The following is a 20,705-nucleotide window of genomic DNA, read 5'->3' as shown; positions in this document are numbered from 1 at the left end:
GGAAATGGGCCCAACTACCCTGCAGCGGCGAGAGTTGCCGATGTTGCATCTGACGGTTGAGAATCCCGGTCGGAAAGGCTAGATTGCTGGAGGGAGAACTCATTACCTTTCGGCTTGCGGTCTTTTAGACCGAGCATGCGGATCCTACGACCGCGTGACGTCTTTTATGCCCAGCAGATTACAAACCATTCGATTGCATCATTCCGACGTTACCCCGCCCATTCCATGGGCTAAGGAGGAAAGTACGAATGAAGTGCACTTTCCCGGAGCGCGACAGGCCTCGCGAGAACGTTCTGATGCTTGATCGCGAAGCGGAGAACGGAATATTGGTGGGCGGCCCAAGATCGTCCTTACCTTCCTATCATTTATCCACCGCCGGCCTTTGCCGGGGCGAGCAGTTTGATCTATGGCATGACAATTTCGCACCAATGCTGGATCTCGCTGATATCACTCCGGGAACGTCAACCTTCACCGGCCGGCAAAAGCTATGGGACCTCGGCAGCCTGGTGCTTGCCGAAATCAACACGGATAGCCACGCGTTCTCCAGCCTTCCGGGCCGTGTTCGACGTGATCCCGTCGATCACTGGACAATGACCGTCCTGTTGAAAGGGAAAATTCGCACTAAAACGAAGAGATACGCGTTCGGCGGCGGGCTCGGTGAGGTTCAGATCCATTCTCTCGGCCGCTCTTTTGAGGGCATGGTCGCCGAAGAGAGCAAAATGCTGATGCTCTTTGTGCCCAGGGACCTTTCTGTTGAGACTGCGGCGACGCTTAGTTCGGCGGAGTTTTCGACTCTCGCCACAGGAATGGGACGCCTGTTTTCGGATTATCTGGTGGATGTCGCTCGCCGCCTGCCCATGCTGGCGCAAGCCGATCTTCCAAGCCTCGCTGCTGCTACCCGAGCCATGATTCTTGCTTGCGTTTCGCCATCCACTGGTCATGTGGAGGCGGCTGAGGGCCCCATTGCGAACTTGCTCCTCGAACGAGCCCGCCGATTGATTAACAACCAGCTGCTCGACCCGAGACTCGGCAGCGAGATGGTGCGCAAGGAACTTGGCGTTTCGCGAACGCGCCTCTACAACCTGTTCGAGCCGTTTGGCGGCGTCATGCACTACATCCAGCATCGTCGACTGCTCAGCGCTTACGCAGCATTGACAGATCCAAGCGATCGGCGTCTCATTTTTCAGATTGGCGAAGAGCGCGGATTCGGCGACGGCGCCGAGTTCGGCCGGGCGTTCAAGCGGACCTTCGGCTGCAGTCCGAGCGAGGTGAGGAATCGAGATGGCGGTGGCATTCGCGTGCGCTCCGACCTCGCGGACTGCCCCTCCGTGGAACGGTTAGGGGTTCTCCTGCGACGCTTACAGGGTTAGCCCGCGCGTCTTCTTATCACGCAGTCATCGAGCCTGCGCGATGTCGATGGTAATGGTAGCACACTGCGATAGGCCCTTGCCGGGACCAGCACGGTGCTGTTCTCAGCTCGGCTTCAATTTGCTTGCCTTTGGCCGCAAGTCGCACTTGTTCTTTTACCACTTGCACGGCGAGCCTCCCACCATTTTCTAGCGCACCATCCAGGAAGGATTTCGTCCCAGCGGAATGATCGAACAATGTAAGACAACGCTTACAGAATATCTGCAACGCAGAACGCATTTCGTCTTCAAGCTCTTCGCAAGGTCGCTCATACTCCACAAGCAAAGACTGATCTTCGCTTCCGGCTCGAAGCCTGTCGCGGAGCCTGACAGCGTCGCCATAGTTTTCTATGGCCTCATTCCACACGTGCGCGGGTGCGGAAATCGCTTCCGTCTATAAGGCTTTGGCACGCTCACTTTTATCCATGAGACGTCGACAAACATCATCCGACAAACCGGTGCCAGGCTGCTGTTCCTACCGGCCTATTCGCCTGACGTGTCTCGCAACGACCAACCGGAGCGTTTTGTCAGCCTTGTTTCAATCCAAGTCTGGAATAACTCGACATTCATTGGTGCGTTAAATGCGACAAGCTTTAGAGCCAGCGAATCGCCTAAAAAAATAGTCGAGCATTGGGAACCTGCCATGCCCCCGGGAGTTGGGCCCGGAAAATGCGAGCCTCACTGATCGGCGCGTGTTTTCACCCAGTGTCCAAACTCAGCCTCAGCCCCGCCTATGCGGGGCCTTTTTTTGGTCCTCACACCGTTACGGCAGTCACGTGCCTTTCGGATCCTGGAAGTTTTTCGGCCTTTTGGCTCTTGTGGAAACGGACATTGTCGGCAATGACGATGTCGCCCTTGGGTAGAGTTGGGACGAGTTGCTAACGATCCATGGCGCGACCATGGAATGCGATCTGAGGCCAGCGATAAACGTCTGCGTCATGGCTGGCTTGCGCCTTTCGATCCATGGACTTCTCGCCCGAGCGATTTCCGGACGAAGCTGCTCGCTTCCCATGAGAGGCATTGCAGTCATGCTCACGTCCGGCCGGGCTGCCTCCAGAGGCGTTCACGAAGCTCCTCAAAGAGTTCCCTTATGTCATCCAGCGCGCGCTCATATCGGGATCTTTGGGGCACTACCCTGGCGCCACCAATTGCGAACGAAAGCGCGGCTGTTACGACAGCGACAGCGACGAGACTTGACACGGGGTATAGCCTTACGGTTGCTTCCGTCTGTCTGGCAGCCTGGCGTGCGCTTCCCTTTGCCGCCTGCAAGGCCTCAGTTACCTGCTCGCGAAGACCTTCCAACTGCTTGCGCAAGGCGCCGAGCTCTTCCTCGGCATCGAAGTCTGAACCGGGCGGAATTCCGACCGATGCCGTGTTGGTATCGATGATACCGGTTGGCACGGGTTCACCAATCTTGGCGCTTTCTTGCCCGAGCGGCGAAGTCTCAGTTCGTTTGCGAGGTGGCATCTGCTTCTCCGTTATGAACGTCATCACAAACAACTGGAGCAGTTCTGGATTGAAACAAGCCGCGACGGAAGCGTTCAGCCAAATCTGCAGGTGCAACCGCCCTCACTCTCGACGGATCACCAATCGAAGCCGCGGGCCGGTTTCACTTGACATTGACATCCCGGCGTCGATTTGCATTAGTTATGTCTAAATTGCGTGACTTGGCTTAAACGAGCCTCGCGGAGACTATGGCGAGGCCCCGAGCATCGAGGGACTCATGGGCGTATTTGACAATGTCATTTCCAGCTTGTCCGCGCTGGAGGCAAGCATTGCTGCAATCAATGCGAAGCCGCTTGAAGCAAGATCAGAACCAATATCGCGCACATCTACAAAATCCCCTGCGCTGACGAAATCCAAGAGCGTCATGCGCCGTCGAGCAAAGAAGACGAAACCCGGGTCCAAAACTCTTCGTACCAACTAAATTTCATCACCCTGCGACCACGGGCTCGAATGCCGCCGCCCAGATGGGCATGGTTCCCATCGTGTCCTATGGTCTGCTATTAGGCAGCTCGAGGCGCTGTTTTTGGTCGCTAGTCAGCAACATTGTCATCCCGGCGGCGACAGCAGCGATGAGTGCTACCGCGAGATATATTCCTTCAAAACTTTGGGTAGAAGTCTTTATTAGGCCGCCGAAGATGTTGCCCGAGGCGCCGCCGAGTCCCTGAAGCACGGTACATATACCCATGACTGTTACGGCGATACGCGGTCCGGCGCGATGCGAGACATACGCGGGGAGGAGACCGTAGATCGGATAAAAACCGAGCGAAAAAGACACGACAGAAATGACGGAGAGCTCCAACGGTGCTTGGATATGCATCAAAAGGCCGGCCAAAACAAAGCACAGATAACACACAAGCATCGCCAGTCGCGATCCAAATCGCGACGCTATACTGCCCAAGACAAACCCGGCCGCTATGCCAACGGTACCGATCGTCGCCCAGAGCAATGAGACAGTACCAACCGTATAACCTCGTTCCTCGCGCAGAAGCGGCGACAGATAGGTGAGATATGGGAACGGCATGACGCCGTTAATAAATCCCAGTACAAAGACGAGGAAAACCCACGGCACCATCGCACGCAGACTTGGCCGCCTCTCCGCGAAGCCATCGGCTTGCGGGCCTTGAGCGAGACTTGAAAGCCCCGCTCGCTTGAATAGGATAGATGTGGTGATGGTCAACAAAACGGAAATCGCTCCGGTTATGTACCAGACAATTTGCCAACGGTCACTGCCGGCGAAGGCCGCCACCAGGGCGCTGTTTCCGAGTACCCCATAGGACGGTGCACTGGAAATCAGGCTCATGGCCAAGCCACGGCGCCTGATGCTCACGACCCGGGAGGCGAGATCGATCATTGGCACGAAAGTTGACGCTCCAGTCGAGCCGGCAATCATCAACAGACCGGCGAGGACATAAACATTCTCCGCAAGCGGGACAGTCGACAGTGACAACCCACAAAGGCCGACGGATCCCACCACCGTTCGGGCGGCACCGATACGATGAACGAGCCAGGTGCTGATCAATGCTGAGGCGACTGACGCAAGTTGGATAAGTCCGGTAACCGTGCCGACAAATGCGTAGTCGAATGCAAGGCTTCTGCGCATGTCGGGGATTATCTGCGGAAACAGGCTCAATCCGAAGCCATAACACGTGCCAACGCAAGCGATCATAACAGCGACCAGAAGCCCTTGGAGGTGATCGCTTGTCATGACAGGACCTCCGTCCGAAACCAAAGCTCATACTATCTACGAAGACTGTTGATAGTCCAGAGAACGGGGACTGGTCGTCGCGGCAGAGACAATAGCCAAACGCAGGCGGCTACCACCACGCCGGCCCATCGTCCATCGGTTCGTTGCTCTGAGGCAGGAGCACCCGCTAAGCTCGTTATCGGCCAGCCGGAAAGCCTGCGTTGCTAAGATGGTCGCCTATTTTGTCGGTCCAGCCTTTTTATGGCAGCTTCAAGTGGCCGTTGGCTGTCGCAATAATCCTTCCACGCGGAGCTTTTTCTGATGAGGGCGGGCACCGTTCGCACCGTGAACCGCGTAGGATCCAAATCGGCCTTCACCTGTGCCCAGGTCAAAGGCATTGATACGGTTGCGCCGGGACGGGCACGCGGTGACAATGGCCCAACAGCCGTTGCCATACGGTCATTGCGAAGATAGTCGAGAAAAATACGTCCATTCCTCAAGCTTTTCGTCATTTTGGTCAGGTAGAGATCAGGATTGTCCCGCGCCATTTGATGACAGACGTCATGCGCGAAGGTTTTGGCCTCGGTCCATGAAAGCGGCTTGCGTTTATTGACTGCAAGCGGCGTCACCACATGCAGGCCTTTTCCGCCAGTGGTTTTGCAGAAGCTGATAAGCCCGAGTTCATCAAGGCGATCGCGCATCTCCCGGGCAGCGTCAACGACGGCCGGAAACGGCAGGTCCGGGCCGGGATCCAGATCAAATACGAGACGTCCTGGGACCTCCGGTTGGTAAGGTTCGCAATTCCATGGGTGCAGTTCGACACCGCCAATCTGCGCGATCGCCGCAAGCCCCTCAATTCGGTCGACCTGGAGGTAAGGCTTCTTGTCGCCAAATACTTTCACGAGCTCAAGCAGGTTCGATGTTCCCGGCATTGCGTGACGTTGAAAAAACTGCTCTCCGGCAATGCCATCCGGTGTGCGAATGATCGAACATGGACGACCCTTTATGTGATCGATCAGCCAACCACCGACGGATTCATGATATCGCGCCAAGTCTTCCTTCGTAACCGGCCGGCCATCCCCGCCATCGGGCCACAACGGCTTATCTGGATGAGAAATAAGAACACCCATGACTTCGGCTTTCGCGCCCCTTCGACCGGCGGTCCGCTGTTTCTTTCCTACCTGTGGATCAGGTGTTTCCGTCTGTTCAGGCGAGGCTGCCCTCTCCGCTTTGACCTCGTTCGCCGGTTTGTCTTCCCGCAGCCCTTTGAAGGAGGCTTGGCGAACAAGGCCGTCGGATGTCCAGCCAGCGAATTCGATCTCGGCCACAAGGTCCGGCTTTAGCCAGACGACACCAGTTTCCTTTTTGGGCGCTCCAATCCCCGTAAACGGTGATTTAGAGGTCGTATCGACCTCCCTCAACCTTGGCATAAGTACATCGACAGTCTTTGCCCCGTAGCCCGTGCCAACCCTTCCAACGTAAACAAAATGCTCGCCACGGTAGACACCGACCAGCAAGGATCGAAACCTGCCGCCGGTCGTGGCGTAACCCCCGATCACGACCTCATGTCCGGCTCGACATTTGGACTTCGCCCAAGCGTCGCTTCGACCAGACTGATAGGGCGCATCGGCCTTTTTTGAAACGATTCCTTCGAGGGACAATTTGCAGGCGGAACGAAGCACGGCGTCGCCGCCCGTTTCGAAATGCTCGACGAAACGGAGTCGGGGCTCATTTCCAATTACGCTCAGCAAAGTGCGCAGACGGTCCTTGCGTCCGACCAATGGCATCGAGCGCAGATCCTCCTCCCCATCAAACAGCAGGTCAAAAGCAAAGTAGACCAGATTGCCAGTATTTCCCTCTGACAAGGCAGCCTGGAGTGCGGCAAAGTCCGGTGCGCCGTTTTCGTCAAGCGCACAGATTTCGCCGTCGATGATGCAATCAGGAAGTCCAGACGCCGCCGAGGCAATCTCGGAATATCTGGCCGTCCAGTCGAGACCCTTTCGCGTCTTGAGCATGACAGTTCCCGCGGCCACTCGCATCTGAATCCGATAGCCATCGAACTTGATCTCATGGAGCCAATTCTTGCCTGCCGGTGGCCTTGCTAATGTTTTACAGAGCTGAGGCGCTACGAAGTCAGGCAGGTCAGCCGGCGCCTTTTCCGCGTCGCCGGTTTTCTTTCGGCGTGCATCCGCGGCAAGCCCATTCTTGCTGTCCCAGACCGCGTCGGATTTCAGGTCGGCATTCGCCATCATGAACGGTTTTGGTTTGCGGCCCTTTCCATCCGCAATCTGATCCATCGTCCGACCGGACGCAATGGACGTCACATTCTGCTCAAGAATGGCATCTCCATTCTCCTCGACCGAATAGTCGTCGTGATGTTTGATCAGGAGCCAGTTTGTCCGCTTCCCGCCGTCGCGGTCACCGCGCATTTGCACCAGAACAAAGCTGCCGTGAAGACGCTTTCCGTGGAGTGTGAACTTGAAATCGCCTTTCTTCAGAGCGTCCTGAGGGGAACCCTTTCCCTCCGGTTCCCAGAATCCACGGTCCCATAGCATCACCGTGCCTCCGCCATATTGGCCCTTTGGGATCGTCCCTTCAAAATCGCCGTAGTCGAGGGGATGGTCTTCGACTTCGACCGCCAGCCGCTTGTCATGCGGATCCAGAGACGGACCCTTCGTAACTGCCCACGATTTGAAGACTCCATCAAGCTCCAGTCGGAGATCATAGTGAAGGCGGGTTGCGTCGTGTTTCTGGATTACAAAACGGAGACGATTGGATGCCTTCACGGGAACTCTGCCGCTCGGCTCCTCGGTTTGGTGAAAATCCCGCTTGGCACGATAGGTTGAAAGAGTATCGCTCATTATGACCTCCCTTCTTTCGTCGACATTCGTTGCTCATCCCACAAAGCTGCCGGTCTCAGGGGCCGATCGGGCAAAATCACCTCCACCCAACAGGTACGAACGCTTACGTGAGGTGAAATGGTTGAGAGAAATTGCCACCCAGTCATTCGCCACGAACGGTCTCCTGATCATCATGTCAGTGAGAGAAACGCTGGCCGCGGCAAGGAGTTTCGTGGTGCCGGGGAGCGCCCAACACCTCACCTGGCCAGGCAGGAACTGTGAGGATCCTCAAAGGTTGTATGAGAGCTGGCTCCCGGCGAAAGAAATTCCATTCCTGGATCTGCAAGCCGGCGAGGATGAAGCAGGAGGACAAGAATGACACGGATCACAGGATCATGTCGATGCGGACGCGTAACTTATAGCCTCGAAGGGGAAGCCACTCGCATAGGAATTTGTCACTGTACGGACTGTCGGCAGGAAAGCGGTTCGGCTTTCACATTCTTTGGTGTCTGGCCCGCTTCTTCCTTTTCAACGTCTGGGCAAACGGAGGTTCACGAGGGCCGGAGATTCTGCCCGACGTGTGGAAGTAGGATGTTCTCATACAATGATAATGAAGCAGAGGTAAAACTTGGAACGCTACGAGACGCCCCCACGGCTTTGGCGCCGACATACGAGCTGTGGGTCAAAAGGCGAGAGCATTGGCTTTCGCCGATCAATGACGCCGTTCAGTACACCGAAGACAAGATCGCCTGATTGAAAGGATCAGCCGTGCCCCCACGTTCAACGGACGATGTGCTACGCAGCTTCCGCTGCCAATAGAGTTTGCGCCCGGCACGGGCGTGAATCCTGTCGCGAAGGAGGGCCCTTGAACCTGCTGCAACCTCTGGCCGACGCGTCTTCAACTACGATGAGGATCGCAGGGAAGGCGTCATTTGGAAATGGGTGCCAGCAATCTGAACCACTGCCACCAGTCTTGCTCTGCTCTTAGCGGCGAGCGAGATGCAAATTTTGCAAGAAAGCGCCCCCGGCGTGTGGGAGGTCCGAGCCGGAGGCGCTTTACGACGGGGATTGGAACCACCACGATGAGAGACGTGGCTGCCGTGTTTCACCAGCATCAACCCTTTAGCGTTCGTTCCTGCCCTTTGCCTGTTCCGGGCGTAAGGTAACGGACTTTCCTTGCTGATCTTATGTGATCGCAGGGATCAACGAACCTTTTCCGTTCCACTGGGCGAATTGATCATCGTCTTTCCTCCACCGCTTCCACTTGCAGTCGGATCGCGATCGGTGGCTTGTGGTGGCCTTGAACCTCCACCGGCGGGATTGTCGTCAAACGTGCCTTTTCCAGATGGCTGCGCGTTGATCGGGTCGATCGCTGTTGATACGGTCGGCTTATGATCGACGTCAAGACTTTCCCCCCACCATTCGACCGCTCCCCAGGCAACGAACGCGAGGAGCAGACCTGACACCAGAACGATGAGGACCGGTTTACCGAAGTTCCCCTGTCTCGCCTCCGTGGCGGTTTCGGTTACCGTCTTCTGATCGCTTCCGGCGCTATCGGTTCTCATCGAAAACTCCATGAATAATTGACGAACGGGTAACCTTCGAAGAAACCAGATGTTCCCTCGACCGCACTGTGGGCCAGGGCCGAAGAAATCTTGGAAAGGCTGCGTTCTCACCCGCTCCGACAAGACTTTACCGCCCGCCAACGTCCAGCAGCTGCTCCAAAAGGGCCAGCCGTTCTTCACCAGAGTTTGTTCGCTCCTCAAAGATCAGCCTCCCTTCACGTAAGGAACTGGGGCGAATTCGATCAAAATGCTTCTTGATGTGCCGGGTGTCCTTGTTGTTGAAGGTCAACGCGATCCCTTTAGGACCTCCTTCGACGCTTCTGATGCCAAGCAGCTGCGCAGCTACTCTAACGCTCGTCAGGCGCAGCAAAAGCGCCAGATCGACCGGGAGGTCGCCAAACCGGTCGTCAAACTCTTCCGCGAGCGCCTCTACCTGATCCAGTGAGTCCGCTCGCAACAATCTTGAATACAGTCCGAGTCTGACGCCGGCGTCGCTGACATAGTCACCAGGAATTGCCCCTGATATGCCGAGGTTAACGTCGGTTTTAGACTGGCCGCTTTCTTTTCTTCCGGAGATCGCGCGCTCCAACAGGTCCTGATAAAGAGCGGTACCGATAACCTTTAGATGCCCTGACTGCTTGTCACCTTCGATCTCGCCACCGCCCCTGAGCTCCAGGTCGTCCAAACTGATCGACAGGCCGTCGCCAAGGCGATCATTGTCCAGGATGGTCGACAGCCGCGATCGGGTGGCATCTGCGAGGTTCCTGTCGGGCGGCAGGATCAGGTAGCATATGCCCTGAACCTTGGACCTTCCAACGCGGCCACGTAGTTGATAAAGTTGCGCAAGCCCGAAGCGGTCGGCACGCCAAATGAACATCGTGTTGGCGCGCGGCACATCAAGCCCGCTTTCAACGATATTGGTTGCGAGCAAGACGTCGCCATGTCCATCTGCAAAATCGACCATGATTTCATCCATCTCGACCGCCCGCATTTTCCCGTGCGCTACGCGGATCGTGAGTTCTGGTACGACATTGGCAAGCATAGCACGCAGTTCTTCGATATCTTCGATCCGCGGCGTAACAATGAAGCTCTGGCCGCCTCTGCGATATTCGCGAAGGAGCGCCACGCGGAGAGAACCCTTGTCGAAGTCCGTCACCACCGTCCGCGCCGGTCTTCGCTCCGCCGGCGGGGCGGTCAGCAGGCTGGTGTCCTGAATTCCAATCAATGCGGTCTGCAGGGTTCGCGGTATTGGCGTAGCCGACATCATTATCGTATGGATGGCAGGCGCCAGCTCCTGCAGGGCTTGTTTATCCCGAACACCGAAACGATGTTCTTCGTCAATAATCAGCAACCACAAACGGGGCAGTGAAATGTCTTTGGCGAGTATCGCTTGTGTAGCAACGACGACACTGATGTCGCCGTTTTTCAAACCCGCCTTAACGCGCTTCGCCTCTTTCGGGGAGACGACCCGTGACAACATCGCCACTTCTATTCCCATGCCGGCAAATCGTCTGCTGAACGTCACGAAATGTTGCCTTGTCAGGACAGTGGTTGGCGATACAACGACGACTTGTCCCCCTGCAAGTGCGACAGCGGCGGCCGCTCGAAGCGCCACCTCAGTCTTTCCGAAACCCACATCACCGCAGACGAGCCTGTTCATCACCACGCCGGATGCAAGATCAGTCATGACGGCTTGGATAGCCGCAGCCTGATCCGGTGTTTCTCCATAGGGAAAACGGGAAGCGAATCTAGCATATCGGGCCCGAGGCGGCTTCACCGCTTGCGCCGGAGACGCTTGGCGGTTTTCGGCAGCTTTTTTCAAATGACGAACCGCCGCGCGGATGTCTTTATCTACCAATGCCCGTTTCTTCTTCCAACCATCGGTATGCAACCGGTCGAGAGGAACAGCAGTGGCGTTGGAGCCATATCGCCAGATCTTACCGAAGTCGTCCGTCGGCACAAGGATCGATGCTTCGCCATAATAGACGAGACGTGCCGCATCGCGAGTTTCGCCCTCAACCTCAACTGTTTCCAATCCGCACAGTCTGCCTATGCCGTAATCCTCATGAACGACCAAATCGCCAAGCTCGAGGTCTGGTTCGGTATTTATCCCGACCTGTGAGTACTGCGTTGGTATCGCCCGCCCCACAATGTCTGCCGTTCCAAGCATGGCGAGTCTTTGGTGGTGGTCAATAAAGCCATGATGCAGACTACGGGAAAGCCTCAGCAGACTTCCCGGCGGCGCGGTTTGATGGTCCAGCCATGTTCCGATCGGTTGAATGCTGAAGCCTGTCTGTTGCACCAATCGTTGGGTAGCGCGCTCGATATCGACCGACTCTCCTGCCAAGACGATGGTCCATCCTGAACGAATATGATCTTCGACGAAAGTCCGGAGTGCTTTGCCCGGACTGACAAATTCGCTAAATTGCGGAACTTCTTGAGCCGCGGTCGTGTCGATCGCAAAAGAAGGCAACTTGTTGATGAAAAACGTCCATTGGGCTTCATCGATATAGAGCGAGTGCTCGAAAGCTCGTCCGCCGAAAGCCACATGGGCGTGACGAGCATCATCAATCAATTCGAGGTAGAACGGCAATCGACGAAAGGTTTGGTCAGGCAGCGCTATCTTGACGTTTTCCAGAATGTCGAATGCGCTCGGGAGTTCGCCATATTGTCGAAAAAGCCGATTGTACATTGCGTCCGCCGTGTTGGCCGGGTCGTCCTTTTCTTCGTCGCGGCCAATTACCGCCTCCGACGCAGGTCCGAAAACCATCTCCTCCAGGGCCTTTGTCGTCCTTTGGCTGGTTGGATCGTAAAACCAAAGTTCCGAGATCAAAGTGTTGCGCAAGGTGACACGCACTGGGAAACGGCCGCCGGCTGGAAAGATGTCGATTAGACCGTCGCGAAATGCGAATTCTCCGGGCTCGTCGACATTTCCGTCTTCATAATATCCGGTCCGCTTCGCGAAGGCCAGAAACGTGGTTATGTCGAAGCTCTCGCCGATCGCCAGGCGATACCAAGTGTCTCGGATGACCCCTAGTGGTGGTACCTTCTGCACCATTGCTTCGAGGGAGGTTACAAGAAGCTTGGGTCCTGTTGGGCTTTCGAGCCAGACCCTGAGAGCGTCCATGCGCCGGCCCATGCTGTGTCTTGAGGGTGGAGCGCGATCGTAGGGCAGGCAGTCCCAAGCAGGAAGCATAACGACCGGAGCGATCGGGTTCATCTCCATAACAGCGCTCGCGATCTGGGTCGCCGCCAACTCGCTTGAAGCAACATAGACCAGATTATGCGTGCTTTCCTGCAGCTCTCTCAAAAGGCTTGCTGCCACGAAAGCTGGAGGTGGCAAGCTATCGGAAGCGGGGCCGTTGGCAATGTCAGTCGCGGCGTTGGCTTCCATCAATTATATATTTCCAATCAGATAGCAGCGTGTGTGATTTTGAGACCGGCGCTTTTCACCAGGAAATTCGCTCTCCATCCAACGAGCTGAAATCCGCTCGCGACAGTGCACGTTAACCCGCTGGCCGCTTTTGACGTCGACAGGGGTGAAGTTTGAAGGTACCAGGAAAATCAATCATGTCAGCTTTCCGACAAGCTCAGCATAATCAGAAAACGTGAAATTCCTGCCCCGCTGCGCGGCTTCGTTGGCGAGGACGAGAACGCGGATCGGAAACAAGGTTGCCGCGCGATTCGAATTCGAGAGTTCGTGATCATCATCTTCGGCCACGGCCCTTTCAGCGCGGCCGAGTGCCGCTGCGATGTCCTGGTGGGTAAATGCGCCCTTCGCTACAAGAGCGTTGGAAAGCGCTGCGACTGCCATGATCAGTCCCTCGAGCTGTAGATTGGCGGTGTTCACAGTTGGCTCCTATGGGTTGGTAGAATTTGGCGTGGCAACTCTCTTCTGCAACCAACGAAAGACTCTGATCTCTTCAACATCCATCCATTCCAAGAGCCGCTCGCTTCTTGTCTTCAATTGTAAAACATCCCGCAGTTTTCCTTCGCGAAAGTCGTCGAAAACCGCGGGATGAATATAGGAAGATCGGCAGACAGAGCGGGTGTTAACAAGCTTTGCCGCGACCTGGTCAATTGCTTCGTTCAATTGTGTGGCGATCCCCCTTTTGGAGGCGGCGGCTTCAACTGGCGCAAGTGCAGCGACAGCCATGCAAGTCCCGCCCCAGGTTCGAAACTGTCTTGAGCTGAAATCCTCTCCCGTGACGTCGCGGATGTAGCCATTCACGTCGTGGGAAGAGATCGGACGACAGCCTCCCTCATCGCAAACATATTGAAATAGATGTTGACCGGGCAACTCCTGGAGCTTTCTTACAACATTTGCGATGCGACGATCACGATGGGAAAGATTCCACTCTTTGCCCGACTTGCCTTTGAACTTGAACTTGACATTCCCTCCATCAACTTTCACGTGGCGGTTTCGGAGCGTGGTCAGCCCGTATGAACGGTTCTCCTCGGCATAGGCGACGTTACCGATACGGATATAGAGATTGTCCAGCATCCAAACGACTGTTGCGAGCGCTTTGTCCATGGTGAGCCCTCGGGATCTCAGATCGAGATCCACTCTCTCGCGAAGGTCCGGTAGCCGTGCAGCGAAATCAACGAGACGTTCAAACTTCGCCCGTCCCCGCTCCATGTGCCATTCCGCGTGATAGCGGTACTGCCTCCGCCCACGTGCATCGGTTCCGACCGCTTGGAGGTGGGACAGCGGGTTCGTGGAGATAACGACGTCGGTATAGGCGGGTGGGATGGCCAAGGCATTCAGACGTGTGATTTCGGCTGGATCAGTGACACGTCGACCGTCCGGCATATAATACAGAAAGCCTTTTTTGCCCGGCCGTCGCGTGAAGCCGCTTTCGAGAGAAGACAGATAAACGAGGCCGGATGCCAGCTTTGCGCCCGCAGCGGCAGTCCTTACAGCATCTTTGGAAAGCATCTGGTTCATGACATGCGTAACTCCGGTCCCGGCCTTCCGGTTCCGGGTGCTAGTGAAGCCAAGAACGTCGGGCAGGTTTGGCCACACCAGGCATCACGCGATAGTATCTGCTGCGGGCGTCATCGGCGCGCGATGTTTTGAGCTCTTCCTCAAGAGCCTGACGAAGAGCCTTCGTGCACGGCCGCGCCGTAACCGAGGACCCTGTGGTCCTCTTTCGGCTTGCGGGTTATAGAATAGCAATAGCGCCGGTAAGCTCGGCGAGAGCCATTCTTCGCTCAGGACCTCCGCGCGGAGCTTGCTTCCGAGCTCCGGGCTCATGTCGTCTCGCAGGGCGATTGATGGTCGTCACGGCATCTTGTCATCGCGGTTCCAAGCAGCTTGGTCGATCGAGAACCTTCAGCATTGCGTCTGGTCGATGTACATATCAGGGCGGCCCGAGGAGCCAGCTACCGATCGCAAGTCCAACGGCAACAAGGACAAGGCAGACGACAATGATGCCTAACGGCACGACGCGGCCCGTCTGCGATATTGTCCGTGCGGATCCTGGCTCACGCATGGCGACGTCGTAGTTCTGCTGGATGTCCGGCTTCAATCCTGATCGATCTTCAATGGCCATACCTGCCTGCTCCGGCGATATTGGCACTCCGCCGGCCTCTGCATCGGTTTCCATCGGTGCCGCAGCGGGATCAAAGCCTGATCGGCGATCGCCGCTCTGCCCGGATTGAATCTGTCCGCGCACCTGAGCACCGGTTCTTTCTTCTTGTTTTGTCATTGCTATTCTCCCACTTCAGTTTTGGGCTGCCGGATTTTAACTCAGGCCGACGACGACGAGCGATCCCACCGTGATCACCACGCCGATCATTAGTGTTGCAACTACGTAGATCATCAGCGGTCGATGTGAGGATCCCGGGTCCATTGTTGATTTCCTCTCTAAGTTGCCTGGCGTGCGAAGGCGACGACTGGGCCGGCGATGCGGTAAGCTGCTGCGTTGTCGATCTTTCGCCCACTCAAACCGTGCCAGAAGATCGAAGTTCCACCGAATCCTCGTTCGAGCGTTTTGCAGCTGGGCGGAACATCTTGGAGCGAGCGCAGGTCCAATTGGAGCAAATCATGAAAAACTCCCCATCGCACTCTTCTGGCTTGCCTGATTGCCCTCCCCGCTTTCACTTCGGGCGACGTCGACGGACAGCACGCCTCTGACTTCGCTGGGAAGGCGGCTATGTCAACATGTTCGAGATCGAGACAGCGAAAATCGATATTGCCCAAGGAAGGGCCGGAAGATGCCAGGTAGTTCGCGCAGGACATGCTCAAAGACCGTGGAAAGCAGCTGAGCGATGCAGCGAAAAAGGACGGTACCGACCGAGCTTGACAGTCAGCACCACAAAATTCTCGTAGCGCTGGAGAACAGTGACGCAGCGAACCTTGATCAGACTATCTGTCGACGAAATTACCCACCCACCACATCAGCGATGGCGAGAGGTTTCCGAAAACCTCTAACCCGATGCTCTGCGGCGACTGCCAACAGCCCGCGGCGTTCGGTAACCGCCGAATCTCAGGTTGTCGGACGCACGAATGAGTACAATGTTAGGCGAGCACGCGACCGTTTTGTCGAGGATCCCAAAGGTTCTGTTCTGCAGGATTGCGAAGCCGCGATTGCCGGAGCAAAGGCTGTCGCCCGCGAAGAGACGGAAAGGACACGCCCGCAGCCCATGGGGCGATGCGCGCCCTTGTCCGATTGGGTGGCTCTAACTCTCCTGCTTCTTCGCCAACAGCCGCGCTTTCCTCAAACGCTCGGTCTTTGCTTCGCGCTTCCGTCGCTCCTCATCTGCGACCTGCCTTGCGAAGCGGGAGGTTTCCTCAAATGCCTCCAAGCGCTGCTGCTTGCTACTTCTTGAAGGTTTGCGGGTGTCGCCTTCATACATTCGATCGTCCCGTTTATAGCTATACTCGACTGCCGGCTCTTATGGACGGCGATGGTTTCACTGCTTCTTCACCTTATCGCCACGGTCGCCTTGGCCTGGTTTGGCTGCATGTTGCGCTTTATGTCGGCGATCCGCCGACAGTGATTTGCTGACGTCAGTCGACTCCTTGAATCGGCCGCCTTCGTCGCGACGCACGTATCTTTTGTCTGAGGCGGTATCGACGAGTTCTCTTCTGGACATGAAACATCTCCTTTGTTTCCCCAGGGAAAACGCTTCGGCAAGGAAGAGTGTTCAGTACGCTAGCGTACCTGTCGTACGAACCAGAGAAGTAGCCGAGCGTGCGAATGATCGATGGTTCGAGCGTCAGGACACACAACCCAGACATGATCGGGTGCCGAACCAGCCTGTTTGGCATTGATGGCTACCTCATTCCGATGTCGCTCGATACCTGCCTCGGCCGACGTGCGAAGGCTGTTCGGGAACCTTCGTTCTCGCTGCTTGTTGAGACGCGGTTTAAGATATTAGACAGGAGATCGAGCGTGATCAAACCTGACACGGAGCGGAAAAATGAGCCATTCATTGCTCCATCTGCAGACAGCCCGAAGGAAAACCAGAGAAAGCGACGAGCAGCCAGCGGTTTGGTTGGAATCATCATTGTCGCAGTAGCGACCTTTTTCCTGCTTTACATCTGGATTGTAATTTATGGCCTCTCGGCAAGCTGGCTTAACTCCGGATGATTTGGTCGACTGCCCCTACCGAGTCAAATGTGCGTCACATCAATGTTCCCCGAGCGGGTGCGGCTGGGGCAATACGGCAGCTTCTCCTCGGCGACGCAATTCAGTCCTCGCGCTGAACCGAATGTCTGGATCTCGGTCCTGGCCGATGAGCCGCGAGGGCACAAATGCCACCGGTGGGTTTGAGTAGGCCAGATGCGACGCCTTCCAAAACGGCGCTGATGGCACATTGGCATCGATGAGGTGATGGACGGCCTGTCGGCCGAAATCCCTGGCCAGGATTGACCAAGAGCGCACCACGCGACCTTGACACGTGCTACAGGGCGTCTGCTTGAAGTTCGACGTCTTGCTACCCACCTCACAAACATCGAAGCGGCCAGTTCCGGCCGTCCCAAGATCGATGACCCGTACACGAGGGCTTGTGATTTCAGTCATCGATGACATGGCGACAACTCAAGATGTCCCTTAGAAGCGGCCCCTCCGCAGGGTTTGCCTCGCCATCAGTGACTCAACGCTTTGGCTATTTCCAACGCCAGTTGATCCTGGGAATATGGTTTGCTCAGCCTGTGAGCGTCAACGTGCATCCCATTTGGCAAATCCGCATAACCAGTCGCGAGCAGGACGGGAAGATCGGGACGAATTTCACGAGCCGCCTTGGCCAGATCGGCCCCATTCATTCCAGGCATGGAGAAATCCGTGATCATCAAATCGAAATCCTGACCATTTTGAAGGACCTGAATTGCCTCTGCGCCGGAGTGAACTTCAACGACTTCGTGGCCGAGATCGGTCACCATGTCCGCAGAGCTCATCGCGATCAGAATATCATCATCGACCAGCAGGATGCGCTTCGGGCCACTATCAGTCGGAGGCTCGATCTGTAGTTGCAACGGTTTTAGCAGCTGTTCTTCCCTGGCCTGTGCGACGGGCATCCATAATTCCGCCGTCGTTCCGGCGCCCGGCGAACTTTTCAGCCGAAAATGACCATTGAGTTGTAAAGCCAGCCCGTGGATCATCGAGAGACCGAGGCCCGTTCCCTTGCCGAGCTCCTTGGTCGAAAAGAACGGTTCGATGGCTTTGCTGAGCGTGTCCGGATCCATGCCGTAACCCGTATCGGTCACCGACAGGACCACGTATCGGCCAGGTCCGAGATCATCATCCAAATCGTCGACGGCCTCCTCCCTGAGGGCGACCGTCAACGTGCCTCCCTCGGGCATGGCATCGCGGGCGTTGACCGCCAGATTGAGCAGCGCCAATTCCACCTGATTGGCATCCGCCAAAACCCGTGGCAGGTCTTCCGGTATTTCTCGGAGGAGAGTGACCATCGGTCCGATTGATCTTTTCAATAGCTCTTCCATATCGGCCACCAACGACCTCATGTCGACGGACTTGACCTGCAGGTCCTGCCGCCGGGCGAATGCCAGCAGCCGTTGCGTCAACGAGGCGCCTCGCTTTGCACCCTGAACCGCGCCCTCGATCAAACGCTGCATGCGAGGATCGTCACCAACATTCTTGCGAATGAGGTCGAGATTACCGAGGACCGCCATCAGGAGATTATTAAAGTCGTGGGCGACACCCCCGGTGAGTTGACCGATCGCTTCCAGCTTCTGGGCCTGTCGGAGTTGCTCTTCCGCTTTTTCGCGCTGTGCGACCTCCGCCATGACAGCTGCGTGGGCCGCTTCCAGTTCCGCTGTTCGGGCTGCAACGCGCTCCTCGAGGACTTCGTTCAGCTTTTTCTGCTGCTCCTCGGCATTGCGCCGATCTGTGATGTCGGCCAATACGCCGACAAGTTTGACAGCCTCGCCACTACGATTTCGATAGAGCTGCGCCCTCATCTCCGCCCAGTGTACAGAACCGTCCGGCCAGATGGTACGGTATTCGATTGAGTAATCAGCACCCGTGTCGATGGTGGTAGCGACCGCAGCTTTCATTCGGTCGAGATCTTCGGGATGGATCGTGAAGAGAAGATCCTCGTAGGTGAATCGGTCCTCAGCCCCTCTGCCGAATATCGCGCGGCAAGTCTGAGATGTGGTGAGGACGTTGGTAGCGAGGTCGAGCTCCCACGCGCCGAGTCTGCCGGCCTTGAGTGCGGTCTGGAGCCGTCGCTCGCTTTCGTTCAGGGCCTCGATGCGCAGCCGAGCCTCAAATTGTCTGCGGCGGCCGCGCATCGCGGTATGTGCGATGCTGACAAATGTCGTGGCATGAAAAGGCCGCTCGAGGAAGCTGACATTGCCGAGAACCTCAGACAGGCGCGCGGCGGCGGGGTTGCGTTCGGGTCCACCCCCGCGATGGGTGAAGACGATAAACGGCATATCCGACCAGCTGGGCTGATTCCTGATCCATTCGGCAAGCGGTTTCAGATCTGCGGAACGGAGCGTCTCTTCCGTCAGAACGACAAATCCCGTGTTCTCGCCGATCCTCTGCAGCAGTTGCTGTAGGTCATTGACCGATTCCGAAGCCAATCCGGCTTCGGCAAGTAGTGCCTTTGCAATCTCGGCGTCACGGCCGGATGGAGCAAGCACAAGAATGGTCGTCGATAGGTCAGGAATCTTAATCATCCTCCGGCTGAGACAGCAGCTCTTCGCCTTTGCCCATGTAACTCGGAACCCCTCTTAGGACGCCCTGAAATTCGGAAAGCGGGGCTCCAAGGGTCAGGCCACATTCGCTGATCGTGAATTCCCGGATCGTGTCCTCGTGCTTTCCGGTGCGCTTCTTGATTACGGAAACAGCACGACGGATCTTTCCGAGCGCCTCGAAATAGCGCAGAAGCACAACCGTATCGGCAAGGTAGGTAACGTCGACCGGCGTCTTCATGTCGCCGACGAGACCGTGCTGAGCGACGGTCAGGAACGTCGTCGCGCCCTGCCTGTTCAAGTATTGAAGTAACTCATGCATATGCAGGATGAGCGCGTTCTCTTCCGGCATAGCGGCCTGATAGCCGTTGATGCTGTCCACCACGACAATCTTAGCGTCGAAATCGGACACGCGATCACGCACGCGCTGAGCGAACTCGCCGGGTGAGACCTCGGCCGCATCGAGCTGCTCTATATGGATCAGCCCCTGATCTCTCATCTTTTCGAGATCGATTCCTAAAGCCTTCGTTCGGTCAAACAGGAGGGAAAGTTCCTCATCGAACACGAAAACCACAGCTCGCCCTCCGCGCTTGACGAGAGCGTCCACGAACTGAAGCGCAAAAAACGTCTTGCCGGTTCCGGCCGGCCCGATCAGCAGCGTGCTGGATCCCTGTTCGATCCCTCCCCCAAGCAAACCGTCAAGCTCGGCAACGCCACTTCCAAGCGTGCTTCGGTGAAAGTCGGTTCTGTGCTCGATAGCGCGCAATCTCGGAAAAACCACGACGCCGCCGGTGTTGATGATGAAATCATGGTACCCACCCCGGAAAGCCTGCCCACGATACTTGACGATGCGTAATCGCCGCCGCTCTGAACCGTAGTCCGGCGCCAACTGTTCGAGGTGCACCACGCCGTGAACGACACTATGGACTGTCTTGTCCATCGTGTCCGATGTCATGTCATCGAGCAGCAACACGGTCGCACCGGACTTTGCAAAGAAATGCTTCAAGGCCAGGATCTGGCGGCGATAGCGGAGCGAACTTTGTGCCAAAAGCCTGATTTCAGACAGGCTGTCTATGACGACGCGTGCGGGCTTTAGCCGCTCGAACGCCTCGAAGATCATCTTGGTCGTCTCGCCAAGTTCCAGATCCGAGGAGTAAAGCAGGCTTTGTTGCTGGTCAGCGTCAAGCAGGCTCTCCGGCGGCACCAGCTCGAATATCTCGATGCTGTCGTTCAGTTCAAGCTCATGAGACGCTGCGCTGCTCCGCAGTTCTTCTTCTGTTTCCGACAAGGTGATGTAAAGACAGCGCTCGCCAAGTGCAGCCCCCTCGAGCAAGAACTGCAATGCAATGGTGGTCTTTCCCGTACCGGGCGCCCCTTCGAGAAGAAAGACATGACGGCGGGTCAATCCTCCCGACAGTATCTCGTCGAGACCAGCGACACCCGTTCTTGCCTTTTCCTCTCTGCCTTTCGTCATTATAGGTCCGCTCCCTCAGCCGCAGATGGTATCAATAGAATTTCAATCTGCTTGATTATGTAAAA

At 56.4% G+C, this 20,705-nt stretch carries 15 protein-coding genes and 1 pseudogene; 3 read left to right on the top strand and 13 right to left on the bottom strand.

Going from position 1 to position 20,705, the window contains the following annotated elements; genetic code table 11:
• Positions 1-590: 590 nt before the first annotated feature.
• A complete protein-coding gene (locus tag FHT76_RS26210) occupies positions 591-1,370 on the top strand; it encodes a helix-turn-helix domain-containing protein (protein WP_259185981.1) in 780 nt (259 codons plus the stop codon).
• Between the two features lie 830 nt (positions 1,371-2,200).
• Here the strand turns inward: FHT76_RS26210 and FHT76_RS41445 are convergent.
• The 5 genes and pseudogenes from FHT76_RS41445 to ligD form a co-directional block, all read right to left on the bottom strand.
• Positions 2,201-2,343 (bottom strand): annotated as a pseudogene (locus FHT76_RS41445) (IS630 family transposase); the annotation flags it as partial.
• 95 nt (positions 2,344-2,438) lie between these two features.
• Complete coding sequence (locus tag FHT76_RS26205; RefSeq protein WP_259129549.1) at positions 2,439-2,873, bottom strand: hypothetical protein; 435 nt, start codon at positions 2,871-2,873, stop codon at positions 2,439-2,441.
• 225 nt (positions 2,874-3,098) lie between these two features.
• Positions 3,099-3,278 (bottom strand): hypothetical protein, encoded by a 180-nt coding sequence (locus FHT76_RS26200; protein WP_259129550.1) that lies wholly within the window; start codon positions 3,276-3,278, stop codon positions 3,099-3,101.
• Positions 3,279-3,399: 121 nt separating this feature from the next.
• The gene (locus FHT76_RS26195; protein WP_259129551.1) at positions 3,400-4,617 is read right to left on the bottom strand and encodes an MFS transporter; all 1,218 of its coding nucleotides are present in this window, start codon (positions 4,615-4,617) and stop codon (positions 3,400-3,402) included.
• Between the two features lie 203 nt (positions 4,618-4,820).
• Positions 4,821-7,457: a DNA ligase D gene (gene ligD, locus FHT76_RS26190; RefSeq protein ID WP_259129552.1), complete on the bottom strand. Its 2,637-nt coding sequence runs from the start codon at positions 7,455-7,457 to the stop codon at positions 4,821-4,823.
• A gap of 354 nt (positions 7,458-7,811) precedes the next feature.
• Here ligD and FHT76_RS26185 point away from each other — a divergent pair, with 354 nt between their 5' ends.
• Entirely contained in the window at positions 7,812-8,189 is a 378-nt protein-coding gene (locus FHT76_RS26185) for a GFA family protein (RefSeq protein ID WP_183756160.1), read from the top strand.
• 449 nt (positions 8,190-8,638) lie between these two features.
• On the opposite strand, the gene FHT76_RS26180 is transcribed toward FHT76_RS26185, so the two are convergent.
• The 6 genes from FHT76_RS26180 to FHT76_RS26155 all read right to left on the bottom strand — a co-directional run bounded on the left by FHT76_RS26180 (position 8,639) and on the right by FHT76_RS26155 (position 16,102).
• Positions 8,639-9,001: a hypothetical protein gene (locus FHT76_RS26180; protein WP_183756159.1), complete on the bottom strand. Its 363-nt coding sequence runs from the start codon at positions 8,999-9,001 to the stop codon at positions 8,639-8,641.
• 127 nt (positions 9,002-9,128) lie between these two features.
• Positions 9,129-12,395, bottom strand: a complete 3,267-nt coding sequence (locus tag FHT76_RS26175; protein WP_259185979.1) for a DEAD/DEAH box helicase — start codon at positions 12,393-12,395, stop codon at positions 9,129-9,131.
• Between the two features lie 174 nt (positions 12,396-12,569).
• Positions 12,570-12,851: a hypothetical protein gene (locus tag FHT76_RS26170; protein WP_183756157.1), complete on the bottom strand. Its 282-nt coding sequence runs from the start codon at positions 12,849-12,851 to the stop codon at positions 12,570-12,572.
• A 9-nt stretch (positions 12,852-12,860) separates the two neighbouring features.
• Complete coding sequence (locus FHT76_RS26165) at positions 12,861-13,949, bottom strand: DNA topoisomerase IB (RefSeq protein WP_183756156.1); 1,089 nt, start codon at positions 13,947-13,949, stop codon at positions 12,861-12,863.
• A 415-nt stretch (positions 13,950-14,364) separates the two neighbouring features.
• Positions 14,365-14,712 (bottom strand): hypothetical protein, encoded by a 348-nt coding sequence (locus FHT76_RS26160; protein ID WP_259129553.1) that lies wholly within the window; start codon positions 14,710-14,712, stop codon positions 14,365-14,367.
• A 1,207-nt stretch (positions 14,713-15,919) separates the two neighbouring features.
• Entirely contained in the window at positions 15,920-16,102 is a 183-nt protein-coding gene (locus FHT76_RS26155; RefSeq protein WP_183756154.1) for a hypothetical protein, read from the bottom strand.
• A 104-nt stretch (positions 16,103-16,206) separates the two neighbouring features.
• On the opposite strand from FHT76_RS26155, the gene FHT76_RS26150 reads away from it, so the two are divergent.
• Entirely contained in the window at positions 16,207-16,599 is a 393-nt protein-coding gene (locus tag FHT76_RS26150; protein ID WP_183756153.1) for a hypothetical protein, read from the top strand.
• Between the two features lie 497 nt (positions 16,600-17,096).
• Here FHT76_RS26150 and FHT76_RS26145 read toward each other — a convergent pair whose 3' ends face one another.
• Both FHT76_RS26145 and FHT76_RS26140 read right to left on the bottom strand, forming a co-directional pair.
• Positions 17,097-19,151: a response regulator gene (locus tag FHT76_RS26145; RefSeq protein ID WP_259129555.1), complete on the bottom strand. Its 2,055-nt coding sequence runs from the start codon at positions 19,149-19,151 to the stop codon at positions 17,097-17,099.
• Entirely contained in the window at positions 19,144-20,640 is a 1,497-nt protein-coding gene (locus FHT76_RS26140; RefSeq protein ID WP_259129557.1) for an ATPase domain-containing protein, read from the bottom strand. Before FHT76_RS26140 ends, FHT76_RS26145 begins: the two co-directional genes overlap by 8 nt.
• Positions 20,641-20,705 lie beyond the last annotated feature (65 nt).

Source organism: Rhizobium sp. BK176, from assembly GCF_024808055.1.
Note: the sequence above shows the minus strand (reverse complement) of the source record. Positions and strands in the feature narration are given on the sequence as shown.

Bases quoted from the DNA above. Each gene is read 5' to 3' on its own strand.
- FHT76_RS26180 (WP_183756159.1), bottom strand. From the start codon at position 9,001: ATGAGAACCGATAGCGCCGGAAGCGATCAGAAGACGGTAACCGAAACC.
- FHT76_RS26160 (WP_259129553.1), bottom strand. From the start codon at position 14,712: ATGACAAAACAAGAAGAAAGAACCGGTGCTCAGGTGCGCGGACAGATT.
- FHT76_RS26155 (WP_183756154.1), bottom strand. From the start codon at position 16,102: ATGTCCAGAAGAGAACTCGTCGATACCGCCTCAGACAAAAGATACGTG.
- FHT76_RS26145 (WP_259129555.1), bottom strand. From the start codon at position 19,151: ATGATTAAGATTCCTGACCTATCGACGACCATTCTTGTGCTTGCTCCA.
- FHT76_RS26205 (WP_259129549.1), bottom strand. From the start codon at position 2,873: ATGCCACCTCGCAAACGAACTGAGACTTCGCCGCTCGGGCAAGAAAGC.
- FHT76_RS26140 (WP_259129557.1), bottom strand. From the start codon at position 20,640: ATGACGAAAGGCAGAGAGGAAAAGGCAAGAACGGGTGTCGCTGGTCTC.
- FHT76_RS26150 (WP_183756153.1), top strand. From the start codon at position 16,207: ATGATCGATGGTTCGAGCGTCAGGACACACAACCCAGACATGATCGGG.
- FHT76_RS26175 (WP_259185979.1), bottom strand. From the start codon at position 12,395: ATGGAAGCCAACGCCGCGACTGACATTGCCAACGGCCCCGCTTCCGAT.
- FHT76_RS26200 (WP_259129550.1), bottom strand. From the start codon at position 3,278: ATGACGCTCTTGGATTTCGTCAGCGCAGGGGATTTTGTAGATGTGCGC.
- ligD (WP_259129552.1), bottom strand. From the start codon at position 7,457: ATGAGCGATACTCTTTCAACCTATCGTGCCAAGCGGGATTTTCACCAA.
- FHT76_RS26210 (WP_259185981.1), top strand. From the start codon at position 591: ATGACCGTCCTGTTGAAAGGGAAAATTCGCACTAAAACGAAGAGATAC.
- FHT76_RS26165 (WP_183756156.1), bottom strand. From the start codon at position 13,949: ATGAACCAGATGCTTTCCAAAGATGCTGTAAGGACTGCCGCTGCGGGC.
- FHT76_RS26195 (WP_259129551.1), bottom strand. From the start codon at position 4,617: ATGACAAGCGATCACCTCCAAGGGCTTCTGGTCGCTGTTATGATCGCT.
- FHT76_RS26185 (WP_183756160.1), top strand. From the start codon at position 7,812: ATGACACGGATCACAGGATCATGTCGATGCGGACGCGTAACTTATAGC.